Origin of the sequence: Ottowia beijingensis, from assembly GCF_013423955.1 — a bacterium.
GTDB classification, from domain to species: Bacteria; Pseudomonadota; Gammaproteobacteria; order Burkholderiales; family Burkholderiaceae_C; genus Ottowia; species Ottowia beijingensis.
The window spans coordinates 1980068-1998283 of record NZ_JACCKX010000001.1; the positions used below are offsets into that span (position 1 = coordinate 1980068).

Consider the following 18216-nt stretch of genomic DNA (forward strand, 5'->3'; position numbering starts at 1 on the left):
ACGCGACATATTTCATCCTCCGTGTTGCGTTTGGCGCGCAAGTGCGTGCCGTATCGGCCTTTTTCCGGTCACCTGCGGTTACCATTTGACGCTGTATGCCCACGCCCTGCCGGGCGTGGTGCCCGCCAGTCCGCGCGAGGAAGTGCACCATGAAGTCGTCTCAGAAGAACGCCAAACCATCCATCCGGCAGGCGATGCTGCTCGGTGGCAGCCTGGTCCTGGCCGGCGCCGCCCAGGCCGGCATGGTCACCGACCAGCACGGCAACGTCGGCTACGACAGCGCCGCCGAATGCGATGCCGCCGTGCAGGCCGGCACGGCGCGCTTCTACCGCCCCGTCACCGACCGCAAGCCGGCCCGCAAGGCGGGCGAGGCCAGCGTGCGCACCATCCGGCTGAGCGAGCTGTCCAGCGCCACCGCCCAGGCCGCCGGCCTGCGCTACAGCGCCGCCGACTACGCCCGCGGCGCCTGCGACCTGGGCATCCGCCACGTCAAGGGCCGGCCCGACATCACGCCCGAGCTGGTGGGCAAGTGGGTGCCGTTCAGCCCCGACATGCCGCTCAACCTGTACAGCAACGCCGCCGGCCAGCCGGTGCGCGCCACCATGGCGCAGTGCGACAACGGCTTCTCCGGCAACCTGCCGCGCCCGGTGCCGCCGCTGCCCACGGTGGCCGAGCAGGTCGTCGCGCCGCCGCAGCCCCTGCCCAACCAGTGCTTTGCCAACATCCTGCAGCCGGCGCGCTTCGAAACGCGCAGCGAGCAGGTGCTGATCGCCCCCGCCACGCGCCGTGAAGAGGTGGTGCCCGCCACCTACAAGACCGTGACCGAGCAGGTGCTGGTGCAGCCCGAGACGCGCCGCCAGGTCGCCGTGCCGGCCGAGCTGAGGACCGTGACCGAGAACGTGGTGGTGCGCCCCGCCGGCGTGCGCGACGAGCCGGTGCCGCCCACCTTCAAGGCCAGCACCGAGCAGATGGTGACGCGCGAGGCGACACAGCATGTCGAAGTGGTGCCGCCCGTCTACAGGACCGAGATGACGCGCGTGGTGGACGTGCCCGAGCACACCATCCAGCGCGTGGTGCCCGCCGTCTACAAGGAAGTCGAAGAGACGGTGATGGTCAGCCCCGACACCACCCGCACCGAGGTGGCCGAGCCGCGCTACCGCACCGAGGTTGAGCGCGTGCTGGTGCGCCCCGAGGTGGTGCGCTACGTGCCGGTGCGCCTGCCCATGAAGCAGGTGCCCGAGCGCCGCCTGCGCGCCGAGGCCACCACCCGCATCGAGGCCGTGCCGCCGGTGCTGCAGACGGTGGTCGAGCCCGTGGAGGTGCGCCCGGCCACCGTGCGCAAGATGGAGGTGCCGGCCGCCTACGAAATCGTCACCGAGCAGGTCAAGATCAGCGAGCCCTACCGCGAATGGCGCCGCGGCCGCGCCTGGGTGGGCCAGGCCATCGAGGTGGTGCCGCTGCGCGCCTTCGTGGTCGACCCGACGGGCCAGTTCAAGGGCTACAACGTGGCCGGCCGCAGCCTGGTGCCGGCGGCCACGGGTGGCGCCTCGCGCGGCGTGATCGACATGGGCGCCACGCCGGCCGACAACCGCCAGCTGGAAGACGACGTGTGGTGCCTGGTCGAGGTGCCGGCGCAGTACCAGACGGTGCAGCGCAAGGTGCTCAAGGCCCCCGCCACCACCAGCGACATCGCCGTGCCGGCCGAGTACAAGAACGTCACCAAGCAGGTGGTGGTGCGCGAAGGCACCCAGCGCGTGGTGCCGGTGCCCGCCGTCTACCACAGCGTGTACCGCCAGGAGGTCGACTTCGACCGTGCCCGCGCGCTGGGCTACAAGTTCGACCCCAGCGGCGAGCTGATCGCCACCCCCAGCGGCGAGCGCCTGGTGCGTGCCGAAGCCATCGCCCACCAGCCCGGCGTGCAGATCGACCGCTCGTACCTGGCCCTGGGGCGCGACGCCTGGGTGCGCGAAGTGCGCGTGCCGGCCGAATACCGCAACGTCAACCGCTACGTGCCCGAGCAGCCCGCTGCCGTGCGCGTGGTCGACGTGCCCGCCGCCTACCGCACCACCAAGCGCCGCGTGATGGTCGAGCCCGCCCGCACCGAAACCGTGGTGGTGCCCGCCACCTACAAGACGGTGCCCACGCAGGTGCTGGTCCGCGCCGAAACCACGCGCGCCGTGCCGGTGCCGCCCGAGGTGCAGGCCATCACCCGCTACGAGCTCGACCAGCCCGCCAGCCTGCGCCAGGTGCCCGTGCCCGAGCTGGTGCAGCCGCTGTCGCGCCAGATCGTCACGCGCGAAGCCGGCGTGCGCGAGGAGGTGGTGCCCGCCGTCTACCGCACCGAGACGCGCCAGGTCATCGACCAGCCCGCCAGCACGCGCTGGGTCGACGTGCCGGCGCAGTACGAAACCCTGACCTGGCAGGTCAAGGTGGCCGAGCCGCGCGAGGAAAAGCGCGAAGTCATGTGCGAGACCAACACGCACCCCGACAAGATCCGCGAGGTGCAGCGCGCGCTGCAGTCGGTGGGCTTCGATCCCGGCGCCGTCAACGGCGTGCTGGCGGCCCCACGCTGGCCGCCGTGGCGCGCTACCAGCAGGCGCGCGGCCTGCCGGTGCATGGCTACCTCGACGTCGACACCGTGCGCGCGCTGGGCGTGGCGCCGAACTGACGGCAAACATGCTATCTTGATGATAGCTTTTGGCGCCCTGTTGACGGGCGCTGCAGCCGTTTTTCATGCTTGACCCGGCAAACCGGCCGTGGCTGCCCGCATACTCCCAGCGTAGGACAGATCAAGTAACACCTTGGGTTTATCATCGCCCGCTTGGCACGGCCCATTGGAGTGAGGAGGCGAGGCGCGGGCACCCTACCGATGGCTGGTAGGCATAGCCCCGCTTCGTGGCACGATCCTGCGGCCTTTTTTGTCTGGCCTTCGTCGCAGAAGGCATACCCAGGAGTAGAAGCAATGTCGAAGAAGAAACTGGCCGTCCTGGCCGCCGCAGGCGCGGCCATGCTGCTGGCCGGCTGTGAAACCACCAACCTGAAGATGGGCAGCGGCAGCGGCGCCGACACCGTGGCCACCGGCGGCGCCGGCGGCGCCACCAGCAGCGGCGAGAACTCGCAGCTTGAGAAATGCGCCTCGCCCCTGGGCACCGTGTCGCTGGTCGAGAACCAGAACGCCGGCTGGTACACCATCCTGCGCGATGAATACCGGCTGCCCCCACCGCCAACCTGCTGCGCCTGATGGTGCAGCAGTCCAACTGCTTCGTCGTGGTCGAGCGCGGCGCCGCCGGCATGCGCGCCATGAGCCGCGAGCGCGAGCTGATGCAATCCGGCCAGATGCGCGGTGGCAGCAACTTCGGTGGCGGCCAGATGGTGGCCTCGGACTACGGCCTGTCGCCCGAGATCGTCTTCAGCGAAGGCAACACCGGTGGCCTGGGCGGTGCGCTCGGCGGCATCATCGGCGGGCGCGCCGGCTCGGTGCTGGGCGGGCTTTCGGCCGGCACCAAGACGCGCGAAGCCGCCGCCATGCTGACCCTGGTGGACAACCGCTCGGGCGTGCAGGTCGGCGCCTCGCAGGGCAGTGCCTCCAAGACCGACTTCGGTGGCATGGGCCAGCTGTTCGGCAGCAGCGCCGGGGCTCGCTGGGCGGCTACCAGAACACGCCGCAGGGCAAGGTGATCGCGGCCGCCTTCATGGACGCCTACAACCAGATGGTGCGCTCGGTGCGCAACTACCGCGCGCAAAGCGTGCAGGGCCAGGGCCTGGGCGGCGGTGGCCGCCTGGGGGTGGACGGTGGCGCCGCCCCGTCGCAGACCTACACGCCCGAGAACGCGCCGCGCAAGGCCGCACCCACGCGCCGCACCCAGCGCCGCCGCTGATCGCCTAGCGCGCGGGCGATTCCACTGCCATCACGGCCGCGTCAGCGGCCGTTTTTTTGCATGGGCCGTTCCGCATCGGGCGGCAAGGCGCGCCATGCCGTGGTCATGAAACCGTCATAGCATCGGTGTCGTCCGACCGCCACCCCGATGCCATGAACCGCCCCATCGCCGCCCGCACCCTTGCCGCACTGCTTTGCTGCGCCTGTCTGGCCGCCTGCCAGTCGATCGAACCGCCGCGCCCCGAGCCCGATCCGGCCCAGCCGCCGCCGGCCCCATCACCCCGCCGCCACAACTGCTGCCACCGCACGGCCGCGTGGTCACCGCGCCGCTGCCCGGCCGGCCCGAGCCGGCGCCCGTCGTCGCCCCCGCGCGCCTCACGCTGCGCGACGCGCAGACGCGGCTGAACGGCATGGGCTACGACGCCGGCCCGGCCGACGGCGTGGTCGGGCGCCGCACCGCGGCGGCGCTGCGCGCCTTCCAGCGCGACCACGGGCTGCCGGACAGCGGCCGGCTCGACGAGGCCACGCGCCAGGCACTGACGGCGCCGCGCTGAGGGCATCGTCAGCCGTCGTTTGCTATCGAATCAGAAGCTTTTGGCGCTCGCCAGCATTGGCCTGAAGGCCAATTTGGCTTGAAATCGCTGGGCCCACGGCCTACAGCGCAAACACCTTCCCCGGGTTCATGATGTTGTCCGGGTCCAGCGCCTGCTTGATGGTGCGCATCATCGCCACCGCGCCGGCGCCGGCTTCGTCGATCAGAAAGCCCATCTTGTGCAGCCCCACGCCGTGCTCGCCAGTGCAGGTGCCCTGCAGCGCGATGGCGCGCTGCACCACGCGGTGGTTCAGCGCCTCGGCGCGGGCGCGCTCGTCGTCGTCGTCGGGGTCGATCAGGTAGCCGACGTGGAAGTTGCCATCGCCCACGTGCCCGACCAGGAAGTAGGGGATACCGCTCTCGTCCGCCTCGGCCACCGTGTCCAGCAGCGCATCGGCCAGGCGGCTGATGGGCACGCAGGTGTCGGTGGTGATGCAGCGGCAGCCCGGGCGGCTTTGCACGGCGGCGAAGTAGGCGTTGTGCCGCGCCGTCCACAGGCGCGTGCGCTCCTCGGGCGTGTCGGCCCATTCGAAGTCGGCACCGCTGTGCTCGCGGGCGATCTCCTGCACCACTTCAGCCTGCTCCTTCACGCCGGCCGGCGAGCCGTGGAACTCCATCAGCAGCATCGGCTCCTCGCGCAGGCTCAGCTTGGCGTACTGGTTCACGGCGCGCACGCTGTTGCCGTCGATCAGTTCCACCCGCGCAATCGGCACGCCGATCTGGATGGTCTGGATCACCGTGGTCACCGCGTCGGCGATGGTCGGGAACGAGCAGATCGCCGCCGACACCGCCTCGGGCAGCGGGTAGATGCGCAGCGTGACCTCGGTGATCACGCCCAGCGTGCCCTCGCTGCCCACGAACAGGCGCGTCAGGTCGTAGCCGGCGCTGCTCTTTTGGCGCGCGTGCCGGTGCGGATGGCCTCGCCCTGCGCCGTCACCACTTCCAGCGCCAGCACGTTCTCGCGCATGGTGCCGTAGCGCACGGCGTTGGTGCCGCTGGCGCGCGTGGCGGCCATGCCGCCGATGCTGGCGTCGGCGCCGGGGTCGATGGGGAAGAACAGGCCGGTGCTCTTGATCTCGTCGTTGAGCTGCTTGCGCGTCACGCCCGGCTGCACCGTCACCGTCAGGTCCTCGGCGTTCACGCTCAGCACCTGGTTCATGCGGCTCACGTCCAGGCTGATGCCGCCCTGCACGGCCAGCAAGTGGCCCTCCAGCGACGAGCCGACGCCGTACGGAATCACCGGCACCTTGTGTTGCGCGCACAGCTTGATGGCGTCCTGCACGTCGGTCGTGTTCTCGGCAAACACCACGCCCGCCGGCGGCGGCACGGTGGTGAAGGCCGACTCGTCGCGCCCGTGCTGCTCGCGCACCGCCATGGCTTCGGAAAACTGCGCGCCGAAGCGCGACTTCAGCGCCTCGATCAGCGCCGGTGGCGCCGGGCGCGGCTTGATCTCGGGCGTGACGTGGGCAAGCTGGGTGGGGGCGTTCATGGCAGGTGTCTCCAGGCGGGCGCGGCCGCGGCAATCGGGGATCGGCCAGTTTAAGCCGATCGGGCGCAGCGCGCTCGGAGCGGGCTTGGGTGTGAGTACTCCTGATTGCATAGCTGTTAGCGCTTGCTGGACGGGCGCTGAAGGCCAATTTGGCTCATAAGCCGTGCCCCTGCCACCCTGCGCTACAGTGATGGCCCCGTCTGCCATCCACTACCCGCACGCCATGCCCGACCGCTACGCCGTCATCGGCCACCCCATCGCCCACAGCCAGTCGCCGCTCATCCACGGCCTGTTCGCGCAGGCCACTGGGCAGGCGATGACCTACGAGGCCATCGACGGCGGCGCGGATGAGGGCGGCTTTGCCCGCGCGCTGGCCGCCTTCCGCGCGGCGGGCGGCCAGGGGATGAACGTCACGCTGCCCTTCAAGCTGCAGGCCCTGGCCGCGGCCACGCAAGCCAGCGACGACGCCCGCCTGGCCGGCGCCGCCAACGCCCTGCGCTTCGACGGCGACCGCATCGAGGCGCGCAACTTCGACGGCGTCGGCCTGGTGCGCGACATCGAGGCGAACCTGGGCCTGCCGCTGAAAGGCCGGCGCGTGCTGCTGCTCGGCGCCGGCGGCGCCACGCGCGGCGCCGTGCTGCCCATCGCCCGCGCCGGTGCGGCGCGCATCGTCATTGCCAACCGCACCGCTGCCAAGGCCGAGGAGCTGGCGCATGAACTGGCCCCGCACCTGGGCGGCGTGCCGCTGGCCGGCGGTGGCTTCGACGCGCTGGCGGGCGAAGCGCCGTTCGACGTCGTCATCAATGCCACCTCGGCCAGTCTGGGCGGCGATGCCCCCGCCGTGCCGCCCGCCGCCTTCGCCCCTGGCGCGCTGGCCTACGACATGGTCTACGGCAAGGGCCTCACGCCCTTCCTGAAGCTGGCGCAGGCCGCAGGCGCCGCCCGCGTTGCCGACGGCGTCGGCATGCTGGTCGAGCAGGCCGCCGAAGCCTTCGCCTGGTGGCGCGGCGTGCGCCCCGACACGCGCGAGGCGCTAACTCGCCTTACCGTGCCGCTGGTCTGATGTAATGGCGGGCATGATGAACCTCCTCGTCCTGCACGGCATCAACCTCAACATGTTCGGCCAGCGCGACCCGGCGCAATACGGCACGGCGACGCTGGCGGACATCGACGCGGCGCTGCACGCGCTGGCCGGCGAGCTGGGCGTGGCGGTCGAATGCTTCCAGACCAACCACGAAGGCGCCATGTGCGAGCGCATCCACCAGGCGCACCGCGATGGCGTGGCGGCGGTGGTCATCAACGCCGGCGCGTGGACGCACACCAGCGTCGCCATCCGCGACGCGCTGGCGATCCTGAAGTGCCCCATCGTCGAGGTGCACATGAGCAACATCCACGCCCGCGAGCCGTTCCGCCAGCAGTCCTACATCGCCGACATTGCCAGGGGTCAGATCAGCGGCTTCGGTGTGGATTCATACCTTCTGGGGCTGCGGGCCGCCGCCAGTGCTGCGCAGGCAGCTATCAAAAAATGAGGAATTGACCATGGGCAAGCGCCTGACGCAGATCGCCACCCGCACCGGCGACGACGGCACCACCGGCCTGGGCGACAACACGCGCGTCTCCAAGGCCAGCGCGCGCCCCATGGCCATGGGCGACGTGGACGAACTCAACTCGCACATCGGCCTGCTGCTGTGCGAGGACATGCCGGCCGACGTGCGCGAGTTGCTCATCGACATCCAGCACCAGCTGTTCAACCTGGGGGCGAGCTGTCCATCCCCGGCTTCGAGCTGCTCAAGGACGACGCGCTGGCGCAGCTCGACGCTGCGCTGGAGCGCCACAACGCCACCCTGCCGCGCCTGCAGGAGTTCATCCTGCCGGCCGGCACCCGCGCCGCCAGCCAGGCCCACATCTGCCGCACCGTCGCCCGCCGGGCCGAGCGCAGCGTGGTGGCGCTGGAGCAGCACGAGGCCGTGCGCGCCGCCCCGCGCCGCTACCTCAACCGCCTGTCCGATCTGATGTTCGTGCTGGCCCGCGTGCTGAACCGGCATCGGGCGGATGGGAGCGTGGGAGATGATGTGTATTGGAAGAGTGAGCGGTTGGTAAACGCCAAAGAATGAGTCTTGCGTGCAGGTTATACCGGGCTTACATCCAGATGAACCCGAAAACTCGAGCTCCCTCAATGGGTTACGTTCTTGTGTCGTACATCCGTGCGCTGTCGCGTTAACTGTTATTGCGCGGATATGCAAGATAAATCAAGTTAGGCCGCCTACATCGAACCCAGTAGGCATATGATTAATCGTGTTTTTATGAAAGGGGATACAAAGATGCTCAATAAACGAAGAAGCTTTTCTTTCCTGGCAATACTTACCGCCGCCTTACTCTCCGGGTGTCAATCCGCAGCCTTCCACAGGGCGGATGTTCAAGACAACTCGACAGATCGTATGACCGTCGGCAAGGTACAAAAGGAAATCCGTGTCGGAATGAGTGGTGCTGATGTTGCTCAAGCACTTGGTTCGCCCAATATCGTATCTACCGACGAAGAGCGCCGAGAGGTCTGGATATACGACAAGATCGCTACCGACCGCGCTTATTCGTCCAGCAGTGGCGGTGTCAATGCTCTGATCCTTGGTTTTGGCGGTGGTGCCGCAGGTGGTGTCGGTGTTGGCGGCGGTTCTTCGGCAGGAGCTTCTTCAACAAGTCAACGCACGCTTACCGTCATCATCAAATTTGATAAGGACGGCAAAGTTCGTGACTTCGCATATCACACTTCGAGGTTTTAACAAATGAAAAAGCTACCAATCCTTATTGGCGCGCTTTTCCTTGCCGGATGCGTGACCGTTCCGCCGAACACTTTTGTTGTTACCCCAGAGTTATTACAGCAACGGCAATTGGAAACCCGTCGTTATGACGGTATCAAAGAAGCCGATTTAATAACGGCAAGTGCAAATGTGCTTCAAGACCTTGGGTTCAATCTTGAAAATTCAGAAACTAAACTCGGAGTTCTAACTGCCAGCAAACAACGTGATGCCACTAACGGCGGCGAGGTTGCAGCAGCAATTATTGTTGCTCTTCTTGGCGGTGGTGCAATGGCAATCAGCAAAGACCAAACAATTCGCGTTGCACTTGTTGTGCGGCCTGTTAACGACAGCAGTGGCAAAGCAATGTCTGATAGTCATTTTGTGCGTGTCACCTTTCAGCGATTGGTGCGGCGCACTGACAATTCCACAATAGCTCAAACCCTTCGAGAGCCCGAGCTGTACCAAGACTTCTACGAGCGTGTATCGAAATCCGTTTTTCTTGAGGCACAAAAATATGAGATACCTATTCACTGCAATTCTTCTGTCTCTGTCACTTCTTAGCGGATGCGCGACAACCAATCAACGTGTTTTAGATTCCGGCGATGAAACCCAACTTCAGAAGCGCAGCTATCAGTCACGTATATTCGAGACAGCAGACAAAGAGAAGGTTCTACGAGCAACAATTTCCACCCTTCAGGACCTCGGTTTCGTCATTGATCGTGCAGACCTAATGCTTGGTAGCGTCAGCGGCACCAAGCTTGATGGTCACCAAATTAAAATCACAGTATCGGTTCGCCCCAAGGGCACTGACCGCATGTTGGTGAGAGCAAATGCTCAATTCAACATCACGCCGATCGAGGATCCAAAACACTATCAAGATTTCTTCGCGTCACTTGAAAAGTCGCTGTTTCTCACTGCCCATGCCGGTGAGTAATGGAAGTTTTATGGCCTAACAATCGCTTCGAGAGGACGCTCCGCCAGCAAGCTATGCTTGCTGTCTCCGCGCCCCTCAAGCGAAACGTTAGACGGCCTTTGATGCACTCATGAGTCCCGAAGAAGTCACTAGCGAGATTCAGCGACTTGCTCGCGAGAATGGCCACAAGCCGCTCGGTGAGAAGCTCTTCCTGGCCAGCACTGGTTTGAGTCGCTCTGCGCTTTGGTCGGCCGGCTTTGCCAGCTACAGCGATGCGTTGGTTGCAGCCGGCTTCGGTAAGAACAAGCTAAATCCTGCGTCAGACCCTCAGATCGTTCTGGCATCACTCATGGAGCTGATTCGCGGCATCGGACGCTTTCCGACCAAGGGGCACATCAAGGCTGCTCGTGCCAAGGACAAGTCCTTTCCGAGCTATGAGGCCTTTGTCACTGTTGCGGGCGGCACGTTCTCCAACTTGCCACGTGTCGCGTTGGCGTTCTGCCAGGCCAACGGCATTTCCGACATTTCGCATCTCATTCCTCAAAGCAAAGCGTCAGTTGGCCCGGAAGCAAAGTCGGTCAGCCGAGCCGTCACTGGCTACGTGTACCTGCTTAAGCACGGGCAGCATTACAAGATTGGCCGCTCCAACGACACGGCTCGCCGACGTCGAGAGATCTCGCTCCTGCTCCCCGAGGAGCTTGAGCATGTTCATGTCATTGAGACGGACGACCCGGAGGGCATAGAGGCATACTGGCGGAAATTGGGGTCAGATTACAATTTTTTCGTCTACGCTGTTAAGCAGGACGCAAGGCCAGCGGATGCACCGTCATCACCGCCGCCTGCAGCGATTCATCCAGTTCGGCCACGCGCAGGTCGTAGGCGGTTTGCAGGTTCAGCCACGACTGCGCGTCGCCGCCAAAGAAACGGCTCAGGCGCAGCGCGGTGTCGGCGGTGATGCCGCGCCGCTCCAGCACGATGTCGTTGATGCGCGAGGCGGGCACGTGCAATTGCCTGGCAAGCGCGTTGGCACTCATGTCCATCGGCTTGAGGTAATCCTCGCGCAGCACTTCGCCGGGGTGGATGGGGCGCATGCCGTTCTTGAACATGGGTTTCTCCTTGCGTTGCGGTGGCGGCTTCAGTGGTCATCGACGATCTCCACGTCGGCCACGCTTTGGTGGGTCCACACGAAGCACAGCCGCCACTGGTCGTTGATGCGGATGCTGTGCTGGCCTTGGCGGTCGCCGCTCAGCGGTTCCAGCCGGTTGCCGGGCGGGCTGCGCAGGAAGTCCAGAGTTTGCGCCGCGTCCAGTTGCGCCAGCTTGCGCTCGGCCACGCTGTGGATGTTGGCGAAGCGGCGGGTCTTGCCGCTGGTGAACAGGCGCTGCGTGTCCGGACACTTGAACGAGAGGGCCGCCATGGTTTGCGAGCATTGCATACCGTTTACCGATATTCGGTATAAAACTGCCTTCAGCGGTGTAGGTCGTAGGCTGGGCTGAAGAACGAAACCCAGCGCTCTTCTTCGGTGCGTGGCCGGGTTGCGCCGCGCTAATCCAGTCTACAACATTCCAAGCCAAATCGGCCCGCAGCGCCCGCCCACCATGCGCTGCAAGCTATCAAACCAGAAGCGGCATCAGCCCGCCTTCATGCTCCCCTGCTTCAAATACCGCTGGTGCCACGACAGCGCCTCGTCCAGCAGGTGCGGCGTGTGCTGCCCGTTGGCGCCGGCTTTGGCGCGCTCCAGGTAGTCGGTCAGCGCGTCGCGGAAGTCGGGGTGGGCGCAGCGGTCGATGACGAGGCGCGCGCGCTGCTGGGGCGCCAGGCCGCGCAGGTCGGCCAGGCCGCGTTCGGTGACGATGACCTGCACGTCGTGCTCGGTGTGGTCGACGTGCGACGCCATGGGCACCACGCAGCTGATGGCGCCGTCCTTGGCGACCGAGGGCGTCATGAAGATGGAGAGGTAGGCGTTGCGCGCGAAGTCGCCCGAGCCGCCGATGCCGTTCATGATGGCGCTGCCCATCAGGTGCGTGCTGTTCACGTTGCCGTAGATGTCGCACTCGATCATCGCGTTCATGGCGATCAGCCCCAGGCGCCGGATGATTTCCGGGTGGTTGCTGATTTCCTGCGGGCGCAGCACGATGCGGTCCTTGAACTCGGCGATGTGCTCGTTGAAGTATTTGGCCGCGTCGGGGCTGAGCGACAGCGCGGTGGCCGAGGCGGTGGCGAGCTTGCCGCTTTTGAGCATGTCGAGCATGCCGTCCTGCAGCACCTCGGTGTAGGCGTTCAGCTTGTCGAACGGGCCGGCGTTCAGCCCCGCCAGCACGGCGTTGGCGATGTTGCCCACGCCCGATTGCAGCGGCAGCAGCGCCTTGGGCAGGCGGCCCTTGGCCACTTCGTGCTGCAGAAAGTCGATGATGTGCCCGGCAATGGCCTGCGAGTTGGCGTCGGGCGCGGCGAACTTGCTGTTGCGGTCGGGGGCGTTGGTCTCGACCACGGCGATGACCTTGGCCGGGTCGCAGCGCAGGTAGGGTTCGCCGATGTGCTGGCCAGCTCGGTCATCATGATGGGCTGGCGGTGCGGCGGCAGGGCGGTGCCGTAGTAGATGTCGTGCATGCCCTCCAGGCCGGGGTTCTGCCAGTGGTTCACTTCCAGGATGACGTGGTCGGCCTGGTCGATCCAGGTCTTGTTGTTGCCGACCGAGGTGCTGGGCACCAGCCGGCCGTCGGGCAGGATGCCGGCTACCTCGATCACCGCCACGTTCAGGTGGCCCAGAAAGCCGAACCACACGAACTGCGCCACGTGCGAGAGGTGGATGTCGACGTACTGCATGTGGCCGCTGTTGATCTGCGCGCGCACCGTGGGGTCGCTCTGGTAGGGCAGGCGCATGTCGATGCCGTCGACCTTGGCCAGCGCGCCGTCCAGTTCGGGCGCGGTGGAGGCGCCCGTCCACAGGCCGATGCGGAATTTGTCGCCCCGCGCGTGCGCGGCCTCGATCTGGTGCGCAAGCGCCAGCGGCACGGCCTTGGGGTAGCCAGCGCCGGTGAAGCCGCTCATGCCGACGTTCCAGCCGGGCTGGATCAGGGCGGCGGCCTGCTCGGCGGTCATCAGCTTGGTGCGCAGGCCGGCGTGCTGGATGCGGCCGGCGGCCAGGGAGGTGGGGGCGGAGGGGTTGGTCAGCATGGGTGAATCCTTGAAAGCGAGCCGCCCGCGCGCAGGCGGGTCATCAGGGTTAACCCTAGTGTAGAGGACGGGTGGCCGCGCGGGTTCACGGCGGGGCTTGAGGCAGGTCAAGCGGGGTGGCGACGCGGGGGCTGGGGGTGACTTATCGCACGGGCGGCGTTGCGGGACGGGGTAAGGCGCTGGGAAGGGCTGGGAACGGGGTGGTTGCAGTGTTCACATCCAAATACTCCCATGCATCCATGCTGCTAACGCCCGAATGACGGGCGCAAAATCCATATACCCCAACTATTCTTGAGGCTGCCCTCTTGTGGGAGCGGGCTTGCCCGCGATGGGCGTGCAGGGTGGGCGATGCGCTGCCATCGCGGGCAAGCCCGCTCCTACAGGCGTTTTGGGGTCCAAACGGCCTTCTGCGCCCACGGAGCGGGCGCCGGCAGCTATCAAGACAGCAGCAAAAAGCGCCCGCAGGCGCTTTCTCGGGTTCAAGACGCGGCCGCGCCTCAGTTCTGCATGATCACCCCGCACGCCAGGCGCGGCCCGGCGTTGCCCACCGGCTGGTGGTTCACGTCGTCCGGGTCGCGGTGCACTATGACCGACTTGCCGATGATGCTGTTCACCCCGCGCAGCTTCAGCGTCTGGCTGTTGAACGACACCTTGGCCGCGCCGCTGGCGTCGGCCATCAGCTGCGGCATGTCGCCCAGGTGGTGCAGGCCGCTGCCGTGCGCGCCGTGCGGCTGGTTGGTGGGGTTGAAGTGGCCGCCCGCGCTGCTGAAGTCGGGCGTCGAGCAGTCGCCCTTCTCGTGCACGTGGAAGCCGTGCGGCGCGTTCGGCTTCAGCCCGGTGACGGTGCCGGTCACGCTGGTGATGCCGCGCAGCTCGGAGAAGTTGATCACGCCCTGCACCGGCGACTGCGGGTTGGGCTGCGGCGTGCCGCCGGCGGCCGAGGTGAGCTTGACGATGGCCACGGTGCGCGGGTTCACCTCGGCGTTCTTCATGTTGCTGCAGGCGCCCAGGCCGGCGGCCACGGCCAGCAGCGCGGCGCTGCGCAAAGCGGTTGATTTCAGCATGGGGCGTTCTCCTTGTGGACCAGGGTTGGCAAACGCCCATGCTAGGTTCAGCGCCGCAGCAGCGCGTGTAGGAGAACGGCCCCAAAGGTTGCGGTGCCAATCCCACCCAGCGCAAAGTCGCCGAACTTGAGCGTGAAGTCGCCCGTGCCCAGCACCAGCGTGATGGCGGCCACCAGCAGGTTGACGGGGTTGCTGAAATCCACCTTGTTGTCGACCCAGATCTTGGCGCCGGCGATGGTGATGAGGCCGAACACCACGATGCTCACGCCGCCCATCACCGGCAGCGGAATGGCCTGGATGAAGGCACCGAACTTGGGGCTGAAGCCCAGCACCAGCGCCATCACGGCCGCCACCAAAAACCGCGGTCGAGTAGATGCGCGTGGCGGCCATCACGCCGATGTTCTCGGCATAGGTGGTCACGCCCGTGCCGCCGGCGGTGCCCGACACCATGGTGGCGAGCCCGTCGGCGCCGAAGGCGCGGCCGATGTAGGGGTCGAGGTTGCGGCCCGTCATGGCCGCCACGGCCTTGATGTGGCCCAGGTTCTCGGCCACCAGGATCAGCGCCACCGGGGCTATCAGCAGGGCGGCGTTGGTGTCGAACACCGGCGCGGTGAACTTGGGCAGCCCCACCCAGGGCGCGTTGACGATGCCCGAGAAGTCCATCGGCTTGCCCAGCCCCAGGCCGTTGGCCAGCACCAGATAGATCAGCGTGGCGATCAGCAGCCCCACCAGAATCAGCAGCCGCTGCACCATGCCGCGCGTGAACACCGCCACCAGCGCCACGCACAGAAAGGTGACCAGCTGCATCCAGCTGTCGAAGTTGCTGGCCGCCATGTTCTTGATGGGGATGTGCGCCAGGTTCAGGCCGATCACCGCCACCACCGCGCCGGTCACCACCGGCGGCATCAGCCGCTCGATCCAGCCCGTGCCTACGGCCTGCACGATGGCGCCGATCAGCGCATACAGCAGCCCGCAGAAGATGATGCCGCCCAACGCCACCCCGATGTTGGCGTTGGGCCCCTGGCCCGCATAGCCGGTGGCCGCGATCACCACGCCGATGAAGGCGAACGACGAGCCCAGGTAGCTGGGCACCTTGCCGCCGGTGACGAAGTAGAAGATCAGCGTGCCGATTCCGCTCATGAAGATCGCCAGGTTGGGGTCGAACCCCATCAGGATCGGCGCCAGCACCGTGGCGCCGAACATGGCGATGACGTGCTGCACGCCCATGGCCGCCGTCTGCGGCCACGGCAGCCGCTCGTCGGGCCCGATCACCCCGCCATCGGCCAGCGCCGACGCCGGCCGCTCCTGCCAGCTCAACAGGCTCATACCTCGCTCCTCGTCTTGTGGAAAGTGGCGCAATGGTACGGGCGAACCGGCCCAGTCAGGGCCGGCCGTGGGTGCCGTGCACGTGGTTGTCGTGCGCACGGGCTGGGGTGGCTCGGCGGCCTGCGCCAGGCCCGTCAGGATGCCGCAGTGCGCCGTGTCGCTGGCCTGGCGGCACTGGGCACGCAGATCCTTCAGTTGCCGCTCCAGCGCGCGCAGCTCGCGGATGCGGGTGGCGATGTGGCCGATGTGCTCGTCCAGCAGATCGTTGACGGCGCCGCAGTCGGCGTCGGGCTGGTCGCGCCAGGCCAGCAGCGTGCGGATTTCGCCCAGCGACATGTCGAGCCCGCGCCCCTGGCGGATGAAGGCCAGGCGCTCGGCGTGCTCGGCGCCGTAAACGCGGTAGTTGTTGTCGCCGCGTGCCGGCGCGGGCAGCAGGCCTTCGCGCTCGTAGTAGCGGATGGTGTCGACCGGGGTGCCCGTGGCCTGGGCGAGTTCGCTGATCTTCATGGGGCCATGGTAATGACCCGGCGCGCGGCGCGCTCGGTGACCTGGGTGTGGGAGCGGGCTTGCCCGCGATGGCAGCGCATCGCCCTCAACCAACACCGAATCGCGGGCAAGCCCGCTCCCACAAAGGCGGGGACGCACGGCGGCTTGACTCTGGAGTTGCTCCAGGGTTTCCAATCGAGCCATGAGCACCACGAGGACATTCGACAGCGTCACCTGGCGCATCCCCAACATGGACTGCGCGGCCGAGGAAAGCGAGATCCGCCACGCCCTGCGCGACGTGGCCGGTGTGCAGCGGCTGGCCTTCCGCCTGGGCGCGCGCGAGCTGGCGGTGGACGCGCTGCCGGGCGCGCTGCCGGGCATCGAGGCGGCGCTGAAGGGCGCGGGCTTTGCGCCCACGGGCACGGTGGGCGCGGCGCCCGCGCCGAGCGTCGCGGCGTCGAGCTGCGGCGCCTGTTGCGGATCGGGCTGCGGCAGCGCCGCCGCCGTCGCCGCGCCGGTCGACGCGAAGCCGTCACCCTGGCAGGCTCTGACCCTGGCGCCCGGCCTGAGCCGCACCGTGGCGGCGCTGGTGCTGGCCCTGGGTGCCGAGCTGCTCAGCGCCTTCGGCCCCGAATCCGTGCAGTGGCTGGGCATGGCGCTGGCCGTGGCGGCGGTGGCGCTGGCCGGGCTGTCGACCTACATCAAGGGCTTCAACGCGCTGCGGCGCGGGCGGCTGAACATCAGCGCGCTGATGACCGTGGCTGTCACCGGCGCCTTCCTGATCGGCGAGTGGCCTGAAGCCGCGATGGTGATGGCGCTGTACGCGCTGGCCGAATGGCTGGAGGCGCGCGCCGTGGACCGCGCGCGCGGCGCCATCGGAGGCCTGCTGGAGATGGCGCCCGACACCGTGGAGCAGCGCGATGCCCACGGCCACTGGCACGCCGCCAAGGCCGCCGACGTGCCGCTGGGCGCCGTGATCCGCGTCAAGCCCGGCACGCGGCTGGCGTTGGACGGCGTGGTGACGGCCGGCCGCAGCGCCATCGACCAGGCGCCCGTCACCGGCGAGAGCCTGCCGGTGGACAAGGCCGAGGGCGACGCGGTGTACGCCGGCACGCTGAACCAGACCGGCGTGCTGGAAGTGCGCGTGACGGCCGGCGCGCGCGACACGCAGCTGGCACGCATCATCCACGCCGTGGAGCAGGCGCAGAGCGAGCGCGCGCCCACGCAGGCCTTCATCGACCGCTTTGCCGCGGTCTACACGCCGGCCGTGTTCGTGCTGGCACTGGCCGTGGCGCTGCTGGGGCCGTGGCTGGCGGGCTGGACGTGGCTGACGGCGATCTACAAGGCGCTGGTGCTGCTGGTCATTGCCTGCCCGTGCGCGCTGGTGATCGCCACGCCGGTGACCATCGTCAGCGCGCTGGCCAACGCGGCGCGGCGCGGCGTGCTGGTCAAGGGCGGCGTGTACCTGGAAGAAGCGCGCCGCCTGAAGGCCGTGGCGCTGGACAAGACCGGCACGCTGACGCTGGGCAAGCCGGTGCTGGTGGCGCATGAATTGCTATCGAATCAAGAGCTTAAAGAGACCGTCCTGTCTGCGGCAGCGGCACTTTCTGCTCACAGTGCGCACCCGGTGTCGCAGGCCATCGCGCAGGGGCTGGCGGCGCAGGGCGTGGCGGCCGGCAACGTCGAGCACTTCGTCGACCAGCCGGGGCACGGCGTCGAAGGCGTGGTGGGCGGGCAGCGGCTGCGCCTCATCAGCCAGCGCGCCGCCGAGGCGCTGGGCCTGGGCAGCGCGTTGCTCACCGAGCGGCTGGCGGCGCACCAGGCGCAGGGCCGCAGCGTGTCGCTGCTGGCCTCCGACACGGCGGTGCTGGCGCTGTTCGCCGTGGCCGACACGGTGAAGGACCACGCGCCCGAAGCGGTGCGCGAACTGCACGCGCTGGGCGTGCAGACGGTGATGCTGTCGGGCGACCACCCCGCCGCCGCGCAGGCCGTGGCTGGCGCCGCCGGCGTGGCCGAGGCGCACGGTCAGCTGCTGCCGGGCGACAAGCTGGCCCGCATCGCCGAGCTGCAGGCGCGCCTGGGTCCCACGGCCATGGTGGGCGACGGCATCAACGACGCGCCGGCGCTGGCGGCGGCCGACATCGGCATCGCCATGGGTTCGGCCGGCACCGACATCGCCATGGAAGCCGCCGACGTGGTGGTGATGAACGACGACCTGCGCCGCCTGCCCGGCCTGATCCGCCTGTCGCGCCGCACGCACGGCGTGCTGTGGCAGAACATCGTGCTGGCGCTGGGCATCAAGGCGGCCTTCCTGGGGCTGGCGCTGGCAGGGCTGGCGACGATGTGGATGGCGGTGTTCGCCGACATGGGCGCCAGCCTGATCGTGGTGGCCAATGGGCTGCGCATGCTGCGGGGCGGGCGGGCGTAGTTCAAAAAGAGAGCTGCTTGCGCTCTTCACACAATGTTTTCAGATTGTTTTGTCTTGAATTTGATACTG

Annotated in this window: 11 protein-coding genes and 6 pseudogenes; 10 read left to right on the plus strand and 7 right to left on the minus strand. The window is 67.5% G+C overall.

The window, feature by feature from the left end:
• Positions 1 to 149: 149 nt before the first annotated feature.
• From H0I39_RS10005 to H0I39_RS10015, 3 genes and pseudogenes are all read left to right on the plus strand, one after another.
• Complete coding sequence (locus H0I39_RS10005; RefSeq protein WP_180550386.1) at positions 150 to 2741, plus strand: hypothetical protein; 2592 nt, start codon at positions 150 to 152, stop codon at positions 2739 to 2741.
• 221 nt (positions 2742 to 2962) lie between these two features.
• Positions 2963 to 3878, plus strand: a pseudogene (locus tag H0I39_RS10010) (CsgG/HfaB family protein).
• A gap of 313 nt (positions 3879 to 4191) precedes the next feature.
• Positions 4192 to 4431, plus strand: coding sequence for a peptidoglycan-binding domain-containing protein (locus tag H0I39_RS10015; protein WP_308645825.1), 240 nt, complete (start codon positions 4192 to 4194; stop codon positions 4429 to 4431).
• Between the two features lie 100 nt (positions 4432 to 4531).
• Here H0I39_RS10015 and H0I39_RS10020 read toward each other — a convergent pair.
• Positions 4532 to 5958: pseudogene (locus H0I39_RS10020) on the minus strand (FAD-binding oxidoreductase).
• 223 nt (positions 5959 to 6181) lie between these two features.
• Between H0I39_RS10020 and aroE the strand changes: the two are divergent.
• From aroE to H0I39_RS10050, 6 genes and pseudogenes are all read left to right on the plus strand, one after another.
• Entirely contained in the window at positions 6182 to 7021 is an 840-nt protein-coding gene (gene aroE / locus H0I39_RS10025) for a shikimate dehydrogenase (protein WP_180551767.1), read from the plus strand.
• 13 nt (positions 7022 to 7034) lie between these two features.
• A complete protein-coding gene (aroQ, locus tag H0I39_RS10030; RefSeq protein WP_180550387.1) occupies positions 7035 to 7487 on the plus strand; it encodes a type II 3-dehydroquinate dehydratase in 453 nt (150 codons plus the stop codon).
• Positions 7488 to 7497: 10 nt separating this feature from the next.
• Positions 7498 to 8072: pseudogene (locus H0I39_RS10035) on the plus strand (cob(I)yrinic acid a,c-diamide adenosyltransferase).
• Positions 8073 to 8243: 171 nt separating this feature from the next.
• Positions 8244 to 8735: a hypothetical protein gene (locus tag H0I39_RS10040; protein WP_257645738.1), complete on the plus strand. Its 492-nt coding sequence runs from the start codon at positions 8244 to 8246 to the stop codon at positions 8733 to 8735.
• Between the two features lie 3 nt (positions 8736 to 8738).
• Positions 8739 to 9314 carry a hypothetical protein gene (locus H0I39_RS10045; protein WP_180550388.1) on the plus strand — a complete coding sequence of 192 codons (576 nt, stop codon included), beginning with the start codon at positions 8739 to 8741 and terminating at the stop codon, positions 9312 to 9314.
• The gene (locus H0I39_RS10050; RefSeq protein WP_180550389.1) at positions 9268 to 9687 is read left to right on the plus strand and encodes a hypothetical protein; all 420 of its coding nucleotides are present in this window, start codon (positions 9268 to 9270) and stop codon (positions 9685 to 9687) included. Before H0I39_RS10045 ends, H0I39_RS10050 begins: the two co-directional genes overlap by 47 nt.
• 773 nt (positions 9688 to 10460) lie before the next feature.
• Here H0I39_RS10050 and H0I39_RS10055 read toward each other — a convergent pair.
• From H0I39_RS10055 to cadR, 6 genes and pseudogenes are all read right to left on the minus strand, one after another.
• Positions 10461 to 10772, minus strand: a complete 312-nt coding sequence (locus H0I39_RS10055; RefSeq protein WP_180550390.1) for a HigA family addiction module antitoxin — start codon at positions 10770 to 10772, stop codon at positions 10461 to 10463.
• Positions 10773 to 10801: 29 nt separating this feature from the next.
• Positions 10802 to 11083 (minus strand): type II toxin-antitoxin system RelE/ParE family toxin, encoded by a 282-nt coding sequence (locus H0I39_RS10060; protein WP_180551769.1) that lies wholly within the window; start codon positions 11081 to 11083, stop codon positions 10802 to 10804.
• Between the two features lie 213 nt (positions 11084 to 11296).
• A pseudogene (scpC, locus tag H0I39_RS10065) lies at positions 11297 to 12813 on the minus strand (succinyl-CoA:acetate CoA-transferase ScpC).
• Positions 12814 to 13340: 527 nt separating this feature from the next.
• Positions 13341 to 13907, minus strand: a complete 567-nt coding sequence (locus H0I39_RS10070; protein WP_180550391.1) for a superoxide dismutase family protein — start codon at positions 13905 to 13907, stop codon at positions 13341 to 13343.
• A 47-nt stretch (positions 13908 to 13954) separates the two neighbouring features.
• Positions 13955 to 15233, minus strand: a pseudogene (locus tag H0I39_RS10075) (solute carrier family 23 protein).
• Between the two features lie 138 nt (positions 15234 to 15371).
• Positions 15372 to 15971 (minus strand): annotated as a pseudogene (cadR, locus tag H0I39_RS23255) (Cd(II)/Pb(II)-responsive transcriptional regulator); the annotation flags it as partial.
• Here cadR and H0I39_RS10085 point away from each other — a divergent pair.
• The gene (locus H0I39_RS10085; RefSeq protein WP_180550392.1) at positions 15922 to 18147 is read left to right on the plus strand and encodes a heavy metal translocating P-type ATPase; all 2226 of its coding nucleotides are present in this window, start codon (positions 15922 to 15924) and stop codon (positions 18145 to 18147) included. The pseudogene cadR and the gene H0I39_RS10085 sit on opposite strands and share 50 nt — an antisense overlap.
• Positions 18148 to 18216 lie beyond the last annotated feature (69 nt).